This is a genomic window from Roseomonas marmotae, from assembly GCF_017654485.1.
Taxonomy (GTDB): domain Bacteria; phylum Pseudomonadota; class Alphaproteobacteria; order Acetobacterales; family Acetobacteraceae; genus Pseudoroseomonas; species Pseudoroseomonas marmotae.
Map to the genome: position 1 here is coordinate 3,001,117 of NZ_CP061091.1, position 16,109 is coordinate 3,017,225.

The 16,109-nt window shown below is 70.5% G+C and carries 19 protein-coding genes; 15 read left to right on the plus strand and 4 right to left on the minus strand.

Features of this window, described 5'->3' with window-relative positions; all coding sequences use genetic code 11:
- Window positions 1-4: 4 nt before the first annotated feature.
- The gene (locus IAI58_RS14040; protein WP_207445567.1) at window positions 5-979 is read right to left on the minus strand and encodes a DMT family transporter; all 975 of its coding nucleotides are present in this window, start codon (window positions 977-979) and stop codon (window positions 5-7) included.
- 39 nt (window positions 980-1,018) lie between these two features.
- Here IAI58_RS14040 and IAI58_RS14045 point away from each other — a divergent pair, with 39 nt between their 5' ends.
- From IAI58_RS14045 to glgX, 5 genes are all read left to right on the plus strand, one after another.
- Window positions 1,019-1,660 carry an NUDIX domain-containing protein gene (locus IAI58_RS14045; RefSeq protein WP_207445568.1) on the plus strand — a complete coding sequence of 214 codons (642 nt, stop codon included), beginning with the start codon at window positions 1,019-1,021 and terminating at the stop codon, window positions 1,658-1,660.
- Complete coding sequence (locus IAI58_RS14050) at window positions 1,648-2,376, plus strand: alanyl-tRNA editing protein (protein WP_237182234.1); 729 nt, start codon at window positions 1,648-1,650, stop codon at window positions 2,374-2,376. Before IAI58_RS14045 ends, IAI58_RS14050 begins: the two co-directional genes overlap by 13 nt.
- A gap of 5 nt (window positions 2,377-2,381) precedes the next feature.
- Window positions 2,382-3,224, plus strand: a complete 843-nt coding sequence (locus tag IAI58_RS14055; protein WP_207445569.1) for a sulfurtransferase — start codon at window positions 2,382-2,384, stop codon at window positions 3,222-3,224.
- Window positions 3,224-4,429, plus strand: a complete 1,206-nt coding sequence (gene metC / locus IAI58_RS14060; protein WP_207445570.1) for a cystathionine beta-lyase — start codon at window positions 3,224-3,226, stop codon at window positions 4,427-4,429. The genes IAI58_RS14055 and metC overlap by 1 nt, the downstream gene beginning before the upstream one ends.
- A 150-nt stretch (window positions 4,430-4,579) precedes the next feature.
- The gene (glgX, locus tag IAI58_RS14065) at window positions 4,580-6,730 is read left to right on the plus strand and encodes a glycogen debranching protein GlgX (protein ID WP_207445571.1); all 2,151 of its coding nucleotides are present in this window, start codon (window positions 4,580-4,582) and stop codon (window positions 6,728-6,730) included.
- A gap of 39 nt (window positions 6,731-6,769) precedes the next feature.
- On the opposite strand, the gene IAI58_RS14070 is transcribed toward glgX, so the two are convergent.
- On the minus strand, window positions 6,770-7,303 hold the full coding sequence (locus tag IAI58_RS14070) for a Fur family transcriptional regulator (protein ID WP_207445572.1): 534 nt from the start codon (window positions 7,301-7,303) through the stop codon (window positions 6,770-6,772).
- Between the two features lie 35 nt (window positions 7,304-7,338).
- Between IAI58_RS14070 and hisI the strand changes: the two genes are divergently transcribed.
- From hisI to IAI58_RS14120, 10 genes are all read left to right on the plus strand, one after another.
- On the plus strand, window positions 7,339-7,788 hold the full coding sequence (hisI, locus tag IAI58_RS14075; RefSeq protein ID WP_207445573.1) for a phosphoribosyl-AMP cyclohydrolase: 450 nt from the start codon (window positions 7,339-7,341) through the stop codon (window positions 7,786-7,788).
- A complete protein-coding gene (locus tag IAI58_RS14080; RefSeq protein ID WP_207445574.1) occupies window positions 7,766-8,824 on the plus strand; it encodes a CobW family GTP-binding protein in 1,059 nt (352 codons plus the stop codon). The genes hisI and IAI58_RS14080 overlap by 23 nt, the downstream gene beginning before the upstream one ends.
- A gap of 14 nt (window positions 8,825-8,838) precedes the next feature.
- Window positions 8,839-9,324 (plus strand): GNAT family N-acetyltransferase, encoded by a 486-nt coding sequence (locus IAI58_RS14085; protein WP_207445575.1) that lies wholly within the window; start codon window positions 8,839-8,841, stop codon window positions 9,322-9,324.
- Window positions 9,325-9,420: 96 nt separating this feature from the next.
- Window positions 9,421-10,071, plus strand: coding sequence for a GOLPH3/VPS74 family protein (locus IAI58_RS14090; protein WP_207445576.1), 651 nt, complete (start codon window positions 9,421-9,423; stop codon window positions 10,069-10,071).
- Between the two features lie 100 nt (window positions 10,072-10,171).
- On the plus strand, window positions 10,172-10,813 hold the full coding sequence (locus IAI58_RS14095) for a single stranded DNA-binding domain-containing protein (RefSeq protein ID WP_207445577.1): 642 nt from the start codon (window positions 10,172-10,174) through the stop codon (window positions 10,811-10,813).
- A gap of 13 nt (window positions 10,814-10,826) precedes the next feature.
- A complete protein-coding gene (locus IAI58_RS14100) occupies window positions 10,827-11,534 on the plus strand; it encodes an SDR family oxidoreductase (protein ID WP_207445578.1) in 708 nt (235 codons plus the stop codon).
- Window positions 11,535-11,583: 49 nt separating this feature from the next.
- Window positions 11,584-12,174 (plus strand): GNAT family N-acetyltransferase, encoded by a 591-nt coding sequence (locus IAI58_RS14105; RefSeq protein WP_207445579.1) that lies wholly within the window; start codon window positions 11,584-11,586, stop codon window positions 12,172-12,174.
- The gene (locus tag IAI58_RS14110) at window positions 12,171-13,061 is read left to right on the plus strand and encodes a carbon-nitrogen hydrolase family protein (RefSeq protein ID WP_207445580.1); all 891 of its coding nucleotides are present in this window, start codon (window positions 12,171-12,173) and stop codon (window positions 13,059-13,061) included. The genes IAI58_RS14105 and IAI58_RS14110 overlap by 4 nt, the downstream gene beginning before the upstream one ends.
- Window positions 13,058-14,203 (plus strand): lipid-A-disaccharide synthase, encoded by a 1,146-nt coding sequence (gene lpxB / locus IAI58_RS14115; RefSeq protein WP_207445581.1) that lies wholly within the window; start codon window positions 13,058-13,060, stop codon window positions 14,201-14,203. Before IAI58_RS14110 ends, lpxB begins: the two co-directional genes overlap by 4 nt.
- Complete coding sequence (locus tag IAI58_RS14120) at window positions 14,200-14,544, plus strand: cupin domain-containing protein (RefSeq protein ID WP_237182857.1); 345 nt, start codon at window positions 14,200-14,202, stop codon at window positions 14,542-14,544. The genes lpxB and IAI58_RS14120 overlap by 4 nt, the downstream gene beginning before the upstream one ends.
- A gap of 6 nt (window positions 14,545-14,550) precedes the next feature.
- Here the strand turns inward: IAI58_RS14120 and IAI58_RS14125 are convergent, their stop codons facing one another.
- Both IAI58_RS14125 and IAI58_RS14130 read right to left on the minus strand, forming a co-directional pair.
- On the minus strand, window positions 14,551-15,282 hold the full coding sequence (locus tag IAI58_RS14125) for an aspartate/glutamate racemase family protein (protein ID WP_237182235.1): 732 nt from the start codon (window positions 15,280-15,282) through the stop codon (window positions 14,551-14,553).
- Window positions 15,282-16,073, minus strand: coding sequence for a hypothetical protein (locus IAI58_RS14130; RefSeq protein ID WP_207445582.1), 792 nt, complete (start codon window positions 16,071-16,073; stop codon window positions 15,282-15,284). The genes IAI58_RS14125 and IAI58_RS14130 overlap by 1 nt, the downstream gene beginning before the upstream one ends.
- Window positions 16,074-16,109 lie beyond the last annotated feature (36 nt).

The following is a 16,109-nucleotide window of genomic DNA, read 5'->3' on the forward strand; positions in this document are numbered from 1 at the left end:
CCGGTCAGGCGGACTGGCGCGTGTCGCGCCACCACATGCCCAGGCCCGCCGCCACCAGCACCAGGATGCCAAGGAAGCTCCAGCCATCCGGCCATTCATTCCAGAACATCACGCCGAGCGCGGTGGTCCAGAGGATGCCGGAATATTCGAAGGGCGCGATCAGCGTCGTCTCGCCCCGCCGGTAGGCGGCCGTCATCAGCAGCTGCGCGAAGGCGGAGACCACGCCCACCGCCAGCAGCAGCGCCCATTGCCAGGGCTCCGGCCAGACCCAGCCCGGCACCGCCGCCAGCCCGCCGACCGCCGCGCCGCCGAAGGCAAACCAGAGCACGATGGTGGTGCCGGATTCGCCGCCATCCCCCATCCGGCGGATGGTGATCATGGACAGCGCCCAGCCCACCGCGCCCGCCAGCACCACCAGCACCGGCACCAGCGGCAGGCCCGATGCACCGATGCCCGACCAGGGGCGCAGCATCACCAGCACGCCGCCGAAGCCCACCGCCATGGCCAGCAGCCGCCAGGCCTTCACCTTCTCCCCCAGCATGGGCACGGAAAGCGCGGCCAGGAAGAAGGGCATCGTGAAGCCCAGCGCGGTCACGGTGGCCAGCGGCAGGTGCACATAGCCGTAGAAGCTGCCGAACATGCCGATCAGCCCGTAGGTGATCCGCTGCACATGCGAGAAGGGCCGGCTGGTGGAGAGCAGCGCCGCCAGCCCGCCTGCCTGCCGTGCGCTGGCGAGTGCCAGGACCAGCAGCACCGGGATGGCCAGCAGGTTGCGGAAGAAGATCACCTGCATCACGGGAACGGTGCCCTGAAGCGCCTTTACCGCTGCGGAGGCCAAGGCGAAGGTTGCGGCGGCGCCCAGAACGCAGAGAATGGCAGCCCGGCGCGCGGCCTGCACGCGCCGGGCCGCGGCGCGTCTGTCCTCGTCTTCGGGGGCGGCTTCGGCGGGTTCTGGCTTGGAAAGGATGGCTGGCTGCATGTTCTGGAATTTCCGCCGCAAGGTTATGGTCCCGCTCGCATGAAGGCCAGACCTGCCAAGGCCCCTGTCGTGCCCGCCCATCCGCTTTATGTGCCGGAAAGCGACGAAGTCGTCTGGGATGGCCGCTTCCCGTTGCAGAAGGTGCGCTTCCGCTACCGCCGCTTCGACGGCAGCCTCTCCGGCACCCTGACCTGGGAGATGTGGCGGCGCGGCCAGGCGGTGGTGATCCTGCCCTACGATCCCTGGACCCACCGGATCGCCCTGGTGGAGCAGTTCCGTCTGCCCGTGCTGGCGGCGGGCGAGGACCCGATTTCCCGCGAGGTGCCGGCCGGCCTGCTGGAGCCGCATGAGGACCCCGCCGCCTGCGGCATCCGCGAGCTTCAGGAAGAAGCCGGGCTGACGCCGGACAGGGTGGAGGGCATGGGCAACTACCTGCTGATGCATGGCGCCTGTGACGAGCGCGTGCATTTCTACGCCGCCCGTGTCCACCTGCCCGAGCCCGGCGAGGGCCGCACCATGGGGCTGGAGACGGAGCACGAGGAAACCCGCGTGGTCATCCTGGATGCCGATGAGGCCTTCGCGATGATGGCGCGCAACGAGATCCGCAACGCCTGCGGCGCCATCTGCATGCTCTGGCTGCAGTTGAACAGTCCGCGGCTGCGGCAGGAATGGACCGCATGAGCACCGAACTGCTGTTCCGCGACGACGCCTATGCGCGGGAGGCCGAGGCCACCGTCCTCTCCGCCACGCCGGAGGGCGTGGTACTGGACCGGAGCCTCTTCTACGCCCAGGCCGGCGGCCAGCCCGGCGATTCCGGCACCCTCTCCTGGGAGGGCGGGGAGATGTCGGTGGCCACTGCCGTGAAGGGCGAGGCCGGCGCGGTGCTGCACAAGCCCGCCGAGGGAGCCCCCCTGCCCCCGCCAGGCACGAAGGTGCGCATGGTGCTGGACTGGCCGCGCCGCCATCGCCTGATGCGGATGCACACCGCCATGCACCTGCTGTGCAGCCTGATCCCCGGCGCAGGCGTCACGGGCGGGCAGATCGGCACCGACCGGTCGCGCCTCGACTTCGACCTGCCGGAGCCGCCCACCAAGGAAAGCCTGACCGAGGGCCTGCGCGCCCTGGTCGCCGCCGATCATCCGGTCAGCGAGAGCTGGGTGGACGAGGCCGAGCTGGACACCAATCCCGGGCTGGTGCGCACCCTCTCGGTCAAGCCGCCGCGCGGCGCGGGGGTGGTGCGCCTCGTACAGATCGGCGAGGGTGAGGTGCCGGTGGACCTGCAACCCTGCGGCGGCACCCATGTCCGTGCCACCGGAGAGATCGGCACGGTCACCGTCAGCAAGCTCGAGAACAAGGGCAAGCAGAACAGGCGCGTCTATCTGGTGCTGGAGGATTGAACGTCATGCAGGAACTGGTTTCCGCCGAGTGGCTGAAGGGCGAGCTGGGCAAGCCCGACCTGGTGGTTTTCGACGCCACCTACTACCTGCCCAACGAGCCGCAGGACGCGCAGGCTCTGTTCCTGGAGGCACATATCCCCGGCGCGCGCTTCTTCGACGTCAACGAGGTCGCGGACCCCGAGACGAACCTGCCGCATATGGCCCCCACCGCCGGCCGCGCCGCACGGCTGCTGGGGCAACTCGGCATCGCCAATAGCTCGCGCGTTGTCTTCTACGACCAGAAGGGGCTGTTCTCGGCCGCGCGCGGCTGGTGGCTGCTGCGGCTCTTCGGGCATGAGCGGGTGGCGGTGCTGGATGGCGGGTTGCCGAAATGGCGCACCGAGGGTGGCGAACTGGCGCATGGCGCCGCTTCCGCGCCGCGGGCGCAGACCTTCTGGGCCGATTTCATCGCCGCGCGCCTCGCCGGCATCGGCGACGTGAAGCGCGCCGTGGCCAGCCGCTCGGCCCAGATCATCGACGCCCGCAGCCCCGGCCGCTTCGACGGCACGGCGCCGGAGCCGCGGCCTGGCCTACCGTCGGGCCATATGCCCGGCGCCTGCAACGTGCCCGCCACCGCCCTGCTGGCCCCCGACCAGACCATGCTGCCGCCGGAGGTGCTGCGGGAGCTCTTCGCCCGCGCCGGCGTCGACGGATCGAAGCCCACCATCACCTCCTGCGGCACCGGCATCACCGCCTGCGTGGTGGCGCTGGGACTGGTGCGCGCCGGCCTGCCCGAGCCCGCCGTCTATGACGGCTCCTGGACCGAATGGGCCGCCCGGCCCGAAACCCCGAAAGAGAAATCCGCCTGATGCCCGACGACCTGCACGCCAAGTCCAGCAAAGGCTTCGGCACCCGCGTCACCCATGTCAGCCGCCCGGGCACCCGCAGCCATGGCTTCGTCAACGGCCCGGTCTATCGCGGCTCCACCGTGCTCTATCCCTCCTGCGAGGCGCGCGGCAGCATCAATGCGGCGGGGTTCGAGAAGCACGCGCTGACCTACGGCACCTCCGGCGGCCCGACGCATTTCGCGCTGGAGGACGCGATCGCCGAGGTCGAGGGCGGCACGCGCACGCTGATCGTGGGCACGGGCCTTGCCGCCTGCGCGGTGCCGCTGCTGGCTTATCTCAAGGCGGGCGACCACTGCCTGATCCCGGATGCGGCCTATGGCCCGACGCGCCGCCTGGCCGATGGGCTGATGGCCGGCTGGGGCATCGAGACCACCTACTACGACCCCACCATCGATGCCGAGGGCCTGCGCGCCCTGATGCGGCCGAACACGAAGGTGCTGTACACCGAGAGCCCGGGCAGCCACACCTTCGAGTTGCAGGACATCCCGGCCCTGGCCGAGGTGGCGCATGCCGCGGGCGCCAAGGTGCTGATGGACAACACCTGGGGCATCCACCACTTCCAGCCCTTCCGGCACGGCGTCGATGTCTCGATCCAGGCGCTGACCAAATATGTCGGCGGCCATTCCGACGTGCTGCTGGGCAGCGTGACCGTGAACAACGAGGAGGACTGGCACACCGTCGCCCGCGCCGGGCGCTTCATGGGCCATTACGCCAGCCCCGATGACTGCTGGCTGGCGCTGCGCGGGCTTCGCACCATGGCCGTGCGGCTGAAGCACCAGGAAGCCGCCGGGCTGGAAGTGGCCCGCTGGTTCGAGGGCCGGCCCGAGGTGCTGCGCGTCCTGCACCCCGCCCTGCCCAGCCACCCGCAGCATGCCCTCTTCAGGCGCGACTTCACCGGCGCATGCAGCCTCTTCGGTGTGGTCTTCCAGCCGCGCTACACGCAGCGGCAACTGGATGCCATGGTAGACGGGCTGAAGCTCTTCGGCATCGGCGCCTCCTGGGGTGGGTTCGAGAGCCTGGCGCTGCCGACCACCGGCTATATCACCCGCACCGCCACCAGCACCGAGCTGCTGGGCGGCCCGACCGTGCGCTTCCATATCGGCCTGGAGGATACGGCGGACCTGATCGCCGACCTGGAGGCCGGGCTGGCCAGCCTGGGCCGCTAAGGCCCGGCGGCGCCGGCAAGGGCCGCCGGCGCCGCCATTCGTTGGATTTCCGCCACGAGCTTCGCAACTCGGCCTACCCCTTCGGGCTTTCTACGGGTGCCTCTTTCCCAGGGATCCGCCGTGCCCCCATCCATTAATAAGTCTCGCGTCATGCAAGGCCGGCCCCACCCGCTGGGCGCGACCTGGACCGGCCTTGGCGTCAATTTCGCGCTCTTCTCCGCCCATGCCACGAAGGTCGAACTCTGCCTGTTCGACGCCTCGGGCAAGACGGAGCTGGAGCGGATCGAGCTGCCGGAATACACCAACGAGGTATTCCACGGCTTCCTGCCGGATGCCCGCCCCGGCACGATCTACGCCTACCGCGTCTACGGCCCCTATGCGCCGGAGGAAGGGCACCGCTTCAACCCCAACAAGCTGCTGCTGGACCCCTATGCCCTCAGCCATGTGGGCGATCTGAAATGGAACCCTGCGCTCTTCGGCTATACGATCGGCGACGAGGCGGAGGATCTCTCCTTCGACGAACGCGACAGCGCGCCCTTCATGCCGAAATGCCGCGTGGTGGATCCTGCCTTCACCTGGGGCAACGACCGCCGGCTGCGCATCCCCTGGGAGCGCACCCTGATCTATGAGACGCATGTGAAGGGCATCACCAAGCGCCACCCGCTGGTGCCGGAGGAGCTGCGCGGCACCTATGCCGGCCTCGGCAGCCGGGAGGTGATCCAGCACATCAAGTCGCTGGGCGTCACGTCGGTCGAGCTGCTGCCCATCCACTTCTTCCTGAACGACGACTACCTGCTGCAGAAGAACCTGCTGAACTACTGGGGCTACAACACCCTGGGCTTCTTCGCCCCGTCGCGGCGCTATGCCCGCACGCCGGACTTCGCCTTCGCCGAGTTCAAGGAAATGGTGGCCCGCCTGCATGATGCCGGGCTCGAAGTCATCATGGACGTGGTCTACAACCACACGGCCGAGGGCAATGAGAAGGGGCCGACGCTCTCCTTCAAGGGCATCGACAATGCCAGCTACTACCGCCTGCTGCCGGACCAGAAGCGCTACTACATCAACGACACCGGCACCGGGAACACGGTGAACCTCTCCCATGCGCGCGTGCTGCAGATGGTGACGGACAGCCTGCGCTACTGGGTGAACGAGATGCATGTCGATGGCTTCCGCTTTGACCTCGGCACCATCCTGGCGCGGGAGCCGCACGGCTTCGACGACCAGTCCGCCTTCCTGAAGGCCTGCATGCAGGACCCCGTGCTGGCCGATGTGAAGCTGATCGCCGAGCCCTGGGACATCGGGCCGGGCGGGTATCAGGTCGGCAATTTCGCGCCGGGCTGGGCAGAGTGGAACGACAAGTACCGCGATACCGTGCGGGCCTTCTGGGTGGGCGAGGAAGGCAAGGTGGCCGATCTGAGCAAGCGCCTGGCCGGCTCGGCCGACCTCTTCGATCATAATGGCCGCAAGCCCTGGGGCAGCGTCAATTTCCTGGCCGCGCATGACGGCTTCACGCTCAACGACCTCGTCAGCTACAACGAGAAGCACAACGAGGCGAATGGCGAGGAGAACCGCGACGGCCATTCCCACAACTATTCCTACAATTACGGCGCCGAAGGCCCCACCGACGACCCCGAGATCAACGAGACGCGCGAGCGGCAGATCCGCAACATGCTCGGCACGCTCTATCTCAGCCAGGGCACGCCGATGCTGCTGGCGGGCGACGAGTTCGGCCGCACGCAGCAGGGCAACAACAACGCCTATTGCCAGGACAACGAGATTTCCTGGCTGGACTGGGAGTATGGGGAGAAGGGCGAGCGCCTGATCGCCTTCACGCAGCGCCTGGCGAAGCTGCGGCAGCGTTTCCCCATCCTGCGGCGCGGACGCTTCCTCAGCGGCGATTTCCACGAGGCCAGCGGCAGCAAGGCGCTGTCCTGGTGGAAGCCCTCGGGCGAGGAGATGGAGCCGGCGGACTGGGACGATCCGAACACCAAGTGCTTCGCCCGGATGCTGGATGGCCGGGCGCAGGAGAGCGGCGGCATCAGGGTCGCCGCGCATGACGAGACGATCCTGACCATCCTCAACGCCCATCACGAGGCGGTGGAATTCATCCTTCCCGAGGCGCCGGACGGCGAGGCCTGGGTGCGGTTGCTGGACACCAATATCGTCGGTGACGAGGAGGACGAGGAACCCGTCTTCTCCATCGGGGAGACCTATACCGTCACCGGCCGTTCGCTGCTGCTGTTCCGGCTGCAGACGCGCAGGACCGCGCGCCCGCACCACCCCGGTCGCCCCGCCGAGTGAACCAAGCCCCGGCCTGACCGGCCGGGGCCTCGCGCCACATCAGGGCGCAGGCACCTTCGCCGCGGCCGAGCAGGCAGCGCAGCGTCCCTCGATTTCCACCGTGGCCTGCGGGACGGTGAAGCCCGCCCGGGCAGCGGCCTCGGCCACCGCATGGGCCACGGCAGGGTCGCTGATCTCCACTGTCAGCCCGCAGTCGCGGCAGATCAGGAACTGGTGCGGGTGCGCATGGCCGTGGTGGTCATGGTCGTGCCCGGCCTCGACGCAGCCGACGAAGGCGTTCAGCCGCTCCACCTTGTGGATCAGCCCCTGTTCCAGCAGGAAGTCCAGCGCGCGGTAGACCGTGGGCGGCGCGGCGCCGGGACGGCTCGCCTTCAGCTTGTCCAGCAGCGCATAGGCGCCCAGCGGCTGCTCGGCCTCCAGCACCAGGGCCAGCACCTGGCGGCGCAACGCGGTCAACTGGGCACCGGTGCGGGCGCAGCGGGCATCCGCCACTTCCAGCGCGCGGCGCACCGGGGCGGGCAGCCCCGCCTCCGCCGTGTCAACCGCGCCGCCCTGCCCTGCCGCCATGCCCATTCTCTCCATCCACCCAACTGTTATAGAGTAACATCATGTCCAGCACCGACACAGCCGTATCCGGCCATGCCATCACCGACCCCGCCACCCGGTCCCGCTTCCTGGAAGCCGTCCGCTTCGACAGCCGCGGGCTGGTTCCCGTCATCGCCCAGGCGGATGGCACGGGCGAGGTGCTGATGATGGCCTGGGCCAATGCCGAGGCCCTGGAAGAGACCCTCGCCACCGGACGTGTCGTCTATTTCAGCCGCAGCCGCAATGCGCTGTGGCGGAAGGGCGAGACCTCCGGCCAGGTGCAATATCTGGTGGACCTGCGGCTGGATTGCGATGGGGACACCGTGCTGGCCCTGGTGCGCCAGGAAGGCGTGGCCTGTCATACCGGCCGGCGCAGCTGCTTCTTCCGGGCGCTGCGCGATGAGGCGCTGACCCCCATCAGCGCGCCGGAAGCCGACCCCGAGGCGCTTTATGGCCACAAGCATGGTCATTGAGGCCCCTATTCCCGTCACGGTGCTGACGGGCTTCCTCGGCGCCGGCAAGACCACGCTGCTGAACTACCTGCTGCGCCAGCCCGAGATGGCCGGCACGGCGGTGATGATCAACGAATTCGGCGAGATCGGCCTGGACCACCTGCTGGTGGAGACGCTGGAGGAGGATGCCATCCTGCTCCAGGCCGGGTGCCTCTGCTGCACCATCCGCGGCGACCTCTCGGCCGCCCTGGCCCGGCTCGCGGCACGGGTGGAGGCGGGGCAGAAGGTGGCGCGGGTGGTGCTGGAAACCACCGGCCTCGCGGACCCCGTGCCCATCCTGCAGACCCTGCTGGCCGACCCCGCCATCCGCCGGCACTTCACCCTCGCCGGGGTGGTGACGCTGGTGGACGCGGTCAACGGGCTGGAAACCCTGGATCGCCAGCCCGAGGCAGTGCGGCAGGTGGCGGTGGCCGACCGGCTGCTGGTCAGCAAGCCCGACCTGACGGATGCCGCCGGGCTGGAGGCGCTGACGGCGCGGCTGCGGCGGATCAATCCTGGCGCGCCCATCGCCCTGGCCGAGCGCGGCGCCGCCCCCGCCGCCGCCCTGCTGGGCACCGCGCGCTTCGACCCCGCCGCACGGGGCGAGGCGGTGCGCGGCTGGCTGGAGGACTCCGCCTGGAGCCACCATGAGCACGGCCACCACCACCATCACCACGATCCCAACCGGCATGATGCCGGCATCCATGCCTTCTGCCTCAGCTTCGACCGCCCCCTGCCCTGGCAGGGGCTGGCCACCTGGCTGGAGATGCTGACGGCCACCCGTGGCGCCTCGGTACTGCGGGTGAAGGGCATCCTGGACCTGGAAGGGCAGGAGAAGCCGGTCGCCATCCATGGCGTGCAGCATGTCTGGCACGACCCGGTCCCGCTTTCCGGCTGGCCGGAAGGCGAGCCGCGCCGCTCCCGCATCGTCTTCATCCTGCGTGACCTGCCGCGTGGCGTGGTGGAGGATGGGCTGGCGGCCTTCATCGGCGCCGCGAGGACGGAGGCAGGCCGCTAAAGGACGGGCAGGGAATGGCTGGCGGGCAGGAAGCGCGGATCGCGCCGGCATCGGGGCGGGAGGAACTGGAGGAGGCGCGCGGCCTCTTCCGCGAATATGTCGCCAGCCTCGGCGTGGATCTGGCCTTCCAGGACATCGCCGCGGAGCTGGGGCAGCTGCCGGGCAAATACGCCCCGCCCGGCGGCGTCATCCTGCTGGCCTGGTCCCCCGATGGCCGCGCCCTGGGCTGTGCCGCGCTGCGCCCCCTGGCTGAACCCGCCACGGCCGAGATGAAGCGCCTCTATGTCCGTGCCGGGGCACGGGGCCAGGATCTCGGCCGCCGGCTGGCGGAGGCGGTCATCGCATGGGCACGGGCCGCCGGCTATCGCCGCATCCGGCTGGACACGCTGGAGCCGATGCGGGCGGCGCAGGCGCTCTATGCCAGGCTCGGCTTCCGGCCGACGGAAGCCTATTACGACAATCCCCTGCCCGGCACCCGCTATATGTCACTGGACCTCTAGCGCGGCCGGCCTAGTGCCCAGCTCCGGCTTCGGGCAACCGCTTCCCTTTCCCTCGCGTTGCGCCCTCGAAACGCCACGACAAGGAGGGCAGCCACCATGTCCCTGACCATGCCCGAGGAAATCCTGCTGCTGATGCTGGATGACGACACCGGGCGGCTGCACGACAGTGCCGCCCCGGCGGGCGACTATGCCCTGGCCGGTGCCATCCTGGCGGAACTGGCGCTGGAGCAGCGGATCGACACTGACCCGCCTCGCCTGCGCCTGCGCGATGCCTCCCCCACCGGGGATGATGTGCTGGACGATGTGCTGGCCCGCATCCAGGCGGAGCCCAAGCCACGCGACAGCCGCTGGTGGCTGGACCTGCTGGTGCGCGACATCGAGCGCTACCGCAACGCCTATTTCGACCGCCTGGTCCGCAAGGGCGTGCTGCGCGCCGAGGAAGGCCGTTTCCTCTGGATCTTCGCCGAGCGCCGCTATCCCGTCATCTCCGACAAGGAGGAGCGCGAGGTGAAGGCGCGGCTGATGAGCGTGATCTTCGAGGATGGCCCGCCCTCCCCGCGCGATTCCCTGCTGATCGGCCTGACCCGTGCCGCCGGCCTCTTCCCGCTGCTGCTGGCGCCGGGCGAGTTGCAGCACGCGCAGGCGCGGATCGAGGCCGTCTCCCGCCACGAGGCGCTGAACGAGACCATCTCGGATGCCGTGCGGGATATCTTCAAGGAAATCGCCCGCTACTCGCCCGTCGTGTGAAGCCTACGCCTTTGTCATGCGCGCGGCCCTTGCAGGCGGCCGTGGCATCGCGACGTTCCTCCCCGGGCCAAGCATGGCCCTTCGCGGAAGGAATACCGCCATGAACCGACGCATGATGCTCGCCCTGGCCGGCGGGCTGTGCCTCCCGGCCAGCCTCGGCCACGCGCAGCAGCCATCCACCAATGGCCAGCGCCTGCGGCTGCGCGGCCGCATCGACAGCGTCTCCGGCGACCGGCTGGAGATGACGACACGGGACGGCGTCAGGGCCACCGTGCTTCTGCCGCCCGATCTGCGCGTGAACGAGATGACGGCGACCAAGCTGAGCGAGGTGCGGGAGGACAGCTATATCGGCACCGCCGCCATGCCCCAGCCGGACGGTACGCTGCGCGCGATGCAGGTGACCGTCTTCCCGCCCGCGGCGCGTGGCACCGGGGAGGGCCACTATCCCTGGGACCAGGGCGAGGGCAGCACCATGACCAACGGCACCGTCGGCAGCGTCACCCGCGGCACGGTGGGTCAGGTCTCCTCCGGCAAGGATGTGGTGCTGACGGTGCGCTACAAGGGCGGCGAGCAGAAGGTCCTGGTGCCCCCGGAGGCGCCCGTCGTCACCTTCGCCCCCGGCAGCCGGGAGCTGCTGGCGCCGGGCGGGCAGGTCATCGTCGTCGGCACGCGCGGCACGGGTGACACGGTGACCGCGAGCAGCATCATCATCGGCAAGGACGGGCTGATCCCGCCAAACTGAGGGAAGCAGGCCCATGAGCCAATCAACCCCCGTCGCGCTGGTCACCGGCGGCGCCCATGGCATCGGTGCCGGCATCGCCGCCCATCTGGTGGGCCAGGGCTGGCGCGTGGTGACGGCGGACCTGAAGTCCGCGCCGGACTCTCCCGGCCGCCATGTGGTCGCGGATGTGGCGGAGGAAGCCGCCGTCCATGCGCTGGTGGAGGGCATCGCCGCGCGGGAGGGGCAGCTGGACGGGCTGGTCTGCAATGCCGGGATCATGATCCGCAAGCCGTTGGAGGAGCTTTCCCTGGCGGAATGGCAGCGAGTGCTGGGCACCAACCTCACCAGCACCTTCCTGCTGGCGCGGGCGGGGGCGAAGCTGCTGCGTGCCTCCGGGCGCGGGGCCATCGTCACCATCGCCTCCACCCGCGCGCATATGTCGGAGCCGGATACGGAATCCTATTCCGCCAGCAAGGGCGGGCTGCTGGCGCTGACCCATGCGCTGGCGCTCAGCCTGGGCCCGGCCATCCGGGTCAATTGCGTCAGCCCCGGCTGGATCGACGTGGCAGGGGAGGAGCTGCGCCCCGTCGACCACCGCCAGCACCCGGCCGGCCGCGTCGGCCGGGTGGAGGATATCGCGGCCATGGTGGGCTGGCTGCTGGGGCCGGAGGCCGGCTTCGTCACCGGGGCGGAGTTCATCAGCGATGGCGGCATGACGCGGAAGATGACCTACGCCGAATAGCGCCCCGCTGGCGGTGGCATGGCCGGGGCATCCGTCCTATCACCACGCCATGGCCCTCCGTTTCGAAACCCTGCGCGGCGACGCGCTGCATTCCTGGCTGCCGGCCCTGGCCCGGCTGCGCATCACGGTCTTCCGCGACTGGCCCTATCTCTACGAGGGCGACGAGGCCTACGAGGCCCGCTACCTCCGCGCCTATGCCGAGGCGGCGGGCGCCGCCGTCTTCGTCGCCCTGGACGGCGAAACCCCGGTCGGCGCCGCCACCTGCGAGCCGATGGGCGAGACCCATGCCGAGGTGCGCGAAGCCTTCCTCGCCGCCGGCCGCGACCCGGCCAAATACTGCTATTTCGGCGAGAGCATCCTGCTGCCGCAATATCGTGGCCAGGGCGCGGGCGTCAGGTTCTTCGACCTGCGGGAAGGCCATGCCCGCGCGCTCGGCCTGCCGCGCACCACCTTCTGCGGCGTCCGCCGCGCGGCGGATGATCCGCGCCGGCCCGCCAGCTACACACCGCTGGACGGCTTCTGGCGCAAGCGCGGCTACACCCCCTGCCCCGGCCTTTCCTGCACCCTCACCTGGCAGGAAATCGGCGCGGCGGAGGAGACGCCGCATATTCTCGACTTCTGGGAGCGCATCCTGCCATGACGACGCCCCTGCGCCTGGCACTGCTGCAATATCCGGTGGAGCGGCCCGATAGCGTCGCCGCCTTCGGCGCCAAGCTGGACCGGTGGCTGGACGAGGCCAGGGCCGGCGGCGCCGGGCTGGCGGTGCTGCCCGAATATGCCTGCGTGGAACTCGGCGCTGCCCTCACCGGCCTGGATGTGGCCGATGAGGCCACGGAACTCGCCGCCATGGTGGAAGCCGCGCCGCAGATCCTGGAGGCCATGCGCGCCGCCGCCCGTCGCGCCGGCCTCTGGCTGCTGCCCGGCACCCTGCCGATGCGCGATGCCGATGGCATGATCCGCAACCGCGCGCCGCTGATCGACCCGGAAGGCCGGCTGGCCAGCCAGGACAAGCACGCCATGACGCGCTTCGAGCGCGAGCGCTGGGGCATCTCGGCCGGCACGAGCCCCGCTGTCTTCGAGACGCCCTGGGGGCTGATCGGCGTTTCCATCTGCTACGATGTGGAATTCCCGAAGCATGTCCGCGCCCAGGTGGAGGCCGGGGCCTGGCTGGTCCTGGCGCCTTCCTGCACGGATACGATGCATGGCTTCAACCGCGTGCGCGTCTCCGCCGCCGCGCGGGCGGTGGAGAACCAGTGCTTCGTCGCCATCACGCCCACGGTTGGCACCGCCCCCTGGTCGGCGGCGCTGGACGTGAACCGGGGCTTCGCCGCCGTCTTCGGCCCGATCGACCGCGGCTTCCCCGAGGATGGCGTGCTGGCGCGGGGCGCGCTGGACATGCCGCAATGGGTCTTCGCCGACCTCGACCCCGCGCGGATCGAGACGGTGCGGAAGGAGGGCGCCGTCTTCAATCATCGTGACTGGCCCAAGCGTTCCTTCAACAAGCCACAGGTGACGCGTCCGGCATGACGCTGGTCTATCTCATCGCCGGGGAGGCCTCGGGCGACCTGCTGGGCGCGCGGCTGATCGCGGCGCTGCGGAAGGCGCGGCCCGATATCACCTTCGCCGGCGTGGGCGGTGAGCGGATGGCGGAACAGGGCTTCACCAGCCTCTTCCCGATGCGGGAACTGGCGGTGATGGGGCTGGCCGAGGTGCTGCCGAATATCCGCCGCCTCTCCCGCCGGCTGGATGAGACGGCGGCGGATATCCTGGCCCGCCGACCGGCGGTGGTCGTCACCATCGACAGTCCCGGCTTCGGGCTGCGCGTGGCGGCGCGGGTGAAGCCGCGCGGCTTCCGCGTGCTGCACTACGTGGCGCCGCAGGTCTGGGCCTGGCGCCCGGGGCGGGTGAAGCGCATCGCGAGGGAAGTGGACCGCATCCTGGCCCTGCTGCCCTTCGAGGCGCCCTTCTTCGAGAAGGCCGGAATTCCCGTCGATTTCGTCGGTCATTCCATCCTGGAATCCGGCGCCGACCGGGGGGATGCCGCGCGTTTCCGCAGGCTGCACGAGCTACGGCCGGAGGAGCGCGTGGTGCTGGTGATGCCCGGCAGCCGCCGCAGCGAGGTCGGGCGCCTGCTGCCCGTCTTCGGGGAAGCGCTGCGGCTCGCCTCGCTAAAGGTGCCGCATCTGCGCCCCGTGGTGCCGCTGGCCGGGCCGGTGGAGGAAACCGTAAGCGCCGCTGCCGCCGGCTGGCACCCAGCGCCGATCCTGCTGCGCGACATCGGCGAGAAATACGACGCCTACGCCGCCGCCGAGGCGGGGCTGATCAAATCCGGCACCTCCTCCCTGGAAGTGGCGCTGGCGGGCGTGCCGATGGTGGTGGGCTATCGCGTGAACCCCGTCACTGCCGCCATCGTGCGGCGGCTGATCAAGGTGGAGCATGTCAGCATCGTCAACCTGCTGGCGAAACGCCGCATCATCCCCGAACTGCTGCAGGAGGACTGCTCGCCGGAAAAGCTGAGTGCCACGCTGGTGGAACTGCTGACCGACCCCGCCGCCGCCGCCGCGCAGCGCGCGGGTTTCGCCGGCGTCTTCGACATGCTGCGCCCCGCCAGCGGCCTGCCCAGCGAGGCTGCCGCCGCCGCCGTGCTGCGCGCGCTGGAGCCGGCGTGACGGCGCCCCGCTTCGGGCGGCTGGACGACGGCCCCCGCCCCGAGCCGGGCGGGGAGAGCTTCACCGGACTGCTCTCCACGGGCGGCGCGGTGGTGGAGCGCATCCTCTCCCGCGCCGCCGCCAGCCCGCCGGGCTTCTGGTATGACCAGCCACGGGATGAATTCGTGCTGCTGGTCTCGGGCGGCGCGGCGCTGGAATTCCCGGATGGCACGGTGACGTGCCTCTCCCCCGGCGACTACGCCATCCTCCCCGCCCATTGCCGCCACCGCGTCGCCTGGACGGAGGCGGAGACGCTCTGGCTGGCGGTGCATCTGCCGGAGGCTGCTTCCGGCGGCGGCTGACCGGGTTCAGCCCCGCAGCAGCGCCGCCAGGGCGGGCGAAAGCCCGGTGCTCTGCCGCCCCGAAAGCGGCGCCAGGCTGCCGCCGCGCGGCCGGGGCAGGCCCAGCCCGACCAGCGCCTCGGCCAGCTTCACGGCGCAGGCGATGCCATCCAGAAGCGGCACCGGCGCGCGGGGGCCAAGCCGCGCCGCCATCCCCGCCAGCGCCGCGCCACCCAGCACCACCGCATCGGCGCCGCCTTCCACCAGCCGGGCGATGCCCTCCAGCACCATGGCCTCCACCCGCGCGGGCTCGGCCACCGCATCCTGCGGCGTGGCGGCCAGCCCCTCCAGCCCGGAGAGGCGGGCGGAGAGCCCGTGGCGGGCGATCAGCTCCCGGTAGGTCTCTACCCCGCCCAGCGTCAGCAGGCCGAAGCGGCCGCCCACCATGCAGGCGGTCAGGCAGGCGGCCTCGGTCATGCCCACCACCGGGCAGGGCATCAGCTGCCGCGCGGCTTCCAGCGCCGTATCGTGGCTGACGGCCAGCACCACCGCCTGCACCTGACCCGCATGGTCCGCGAGCAGTTCCAGCAGCGCATGCCCGGCGATCACGTTCTCGGCGCGGGAGGAAATGACCGCCGGGCCGAAGCGCGGCGTTGCCGGCAGGATGTCCGTGCCCGGCGCGGCGGCGGCACGGGCGGCCTCGGCGCAGAGCCGGGTGATGGCCTCCGTGGTATTGGCATTGGCGACGAGAATCCGCATCAGCTCCGCAATCCTGCGAAGGCACCTTCCACCAGCCGCGAGTCCTCGCGCGCCCGCAGCGGCTGCATCACCAGCCCCGGCACCTGGCTCGCCCAGACCAGGAAGGGATTGACGCAGAGCACATCCCCCGGACGGAGCGACAGGGTCAGCGCCAGGCCCGGCATCTCCAGCACCCGGTCAAGGGCCGCCAGAGCCTCGGGCGGGGTGCCGCGGGCGATGGCCGCGCGGTCCAGGCGCGCGGAGAAGACCCCCCGGCTGACGGCGAAGACCGGCAGGTCCAGATCCTCGCCATGCGGCAGCGGGCGGTAGAGCACCTCCAGCGCACCGCGGTCAGCCTTCAGCAACGCGTTATGCACGGCGGCGGCGGAGCGCAGGACCATGGTGACGGGGTGCGGACTCAGCAGCAGCAGCATGTCGCAGGGCTCGGTCAGGAAGGCTCCTCCCCCCGCCGCCGCAGGGGGCGCCGGCTCGCCCATGCCGCGGCCCAACTGGGCCAGCAGGGCCGCCGGGTTCTCCGGCGCCGGCAGGCCGCGCAGCAGCGCGAAGCCCTGGCCATGCGACAGCCGCTCCGCCACGCGGGAGAGCAGCGGGTCCAGCCGGGGCCGTGGGGCCTCGGGCGCGGCCATGGCTTCGGCCGCCGCCTCGGCCCCCATGGGCAGCATCCAGTCGGCGGGGGAAAGTGCCTCGGCGGACCAGTGATGCGGGCCGCTTTCAGGGGCGATACGACGGGGGATCGGGACTTCGGTCATTGCGTCTAACGATAGCAGCGCGCCATGCGCCGCGTCAGCCATCTGCCCTTCACTCTTGCCGCATCTGGAAACACGACG

What these genes read in the sequence shown, in the direction of transcription:
- IAI58_RS14040 (WP_207445567.1), bottom strand. Translation starts at nt 979, where the DNA reads ATGCAGCCAGCCATCCTTTCCAAGCCAGAACCCGCCGAAGCCGCCCCC.
- IAI58_RS14045 (WP_207445568.1), top strand. Translation starts at nt 1,019, where the DNA reads ATGAAGGCCAGACCTGCCAAGGCCCCTGTCGTGCCCGCCCATCCGCTT.
- IAI58_RS14050 (WP_237182234.1), top strand. Translation starts at nt 1,648, where the DNA reads ATGGACCGCATGAGCACCGAACTGCTGTTCCGCGACGACGCCTATGCG.
- IAI58_RS14055 (WP_207445569.1), top strand. Translation starts at nt 2,382, where the DNA reads ATGCAGGAACTGGTTTCCGCCGAGTGGCTGAAGGGCGAGCTGGGCAAG.
- metC (WP_207445570.1), top strand. Translation starts at nt 3,224, where the DNA reads ATGCCCGACGACCTGCACGCCAAGTCCAGCAAAGGCTTCGGCACCCGC.
- glgX (WP_207445571.1), top strand. Translation starts at nt 4,580, where the DNA reads ATGCAAGGCCGGCCCCACCCGCTGGGCGCGACCTGGACCGGCCTTGGC.
- IAI58_RS14070 (WP_207445572.1), bottom strand. Translation starts at nt 7,303, where the DNA reads ATGGGCATGGCGGCAGGGCAGGGCGGCGCGGTTGACACGGCGGAGGCG.
- hisI (WP_207445573.1), top strand. Translation starts at nt 7,339, where the DNA reads ATGTCCAGCACCGACACAGCCGTATCCGGCCATGCCATCACCGACCCC.
- IAI58_RS14080 (WP_207445574.1), top strand. Translation starts at nt 7,766, where the DNA reads ATGGCCACAAGCATGGTCATTGAGGCCCCTATTCCCGTCACGGTGCTG.
- IAI58_RS14085 (WP_207445575.1), top strand. Translation starts at nt 8,839, where the DNA reads ATGGCTGGCGGGCAGGAAGCGCGGATCGCGCCGGCATCGGGGCGGGAG.
- IAI58_RS14090 (WP_207445576.1), top strand. Translation starts at nt 9,421, where the DNA reads ATGTCCCTGACCATGCCCGAGGAAATCCTGCTGCTGATGCTGGATGAC.
- IAI58_RS14095 (WP_207445577.1), top strand. Translation starts at nt 10,172, where the DNA reads ATGAACCGACGCATGATGCTCGCCCTGGCCGGCGGGCTGTGCCTCCCG.
- IAI58_RS14100 (WP_207445578.1), top strand. Translation starts at nt 10,827, where the DNA reads ATGAGCCAATCAACCCCCGTCGCGCTGGTCACCGGCGGCGCCCATGGC.
- IAI58_RS14105 (WP_207445579.1), top strand. Translation starts at nt 11,584, where the DNA reads ATGGCCCTCCGTTTCGAAACCCTGCGCGGCGACGCGCTGCATTCCTGG.
- IAI58_RS14110 (WP_207445580.1), top strand. Translation starts at nt 12,171, where the DNA reads ATGACGACGCCCCTGCGCCTGGCACTGCTGCAATATCCGGTGGAGCGG.
- lpxB (WP_207445581.1), top strand. Translation starts at nt 13,058, where the DNA reads ATGACGCTGGTCTATCTCATCGCCGGGGAGGCCTCGGGCGACCTGCTG.
- IAI58_RS14125 (WP_237182235.1), bottom strand. Translation starts at nt 15,282, where the DNA reads ATGCGGATTCTCGTCGCCAATGCCAATACCACGGAGGCCATCACCCGG.
- IAI58_RS14130 (WP_207445582.1), bottom strand. Translation starts at nt 16,073, where the DNA reads ATGGCTGACGCGGCGCATGGCGCGCTGCTATCGTTAGACGCAATGACC.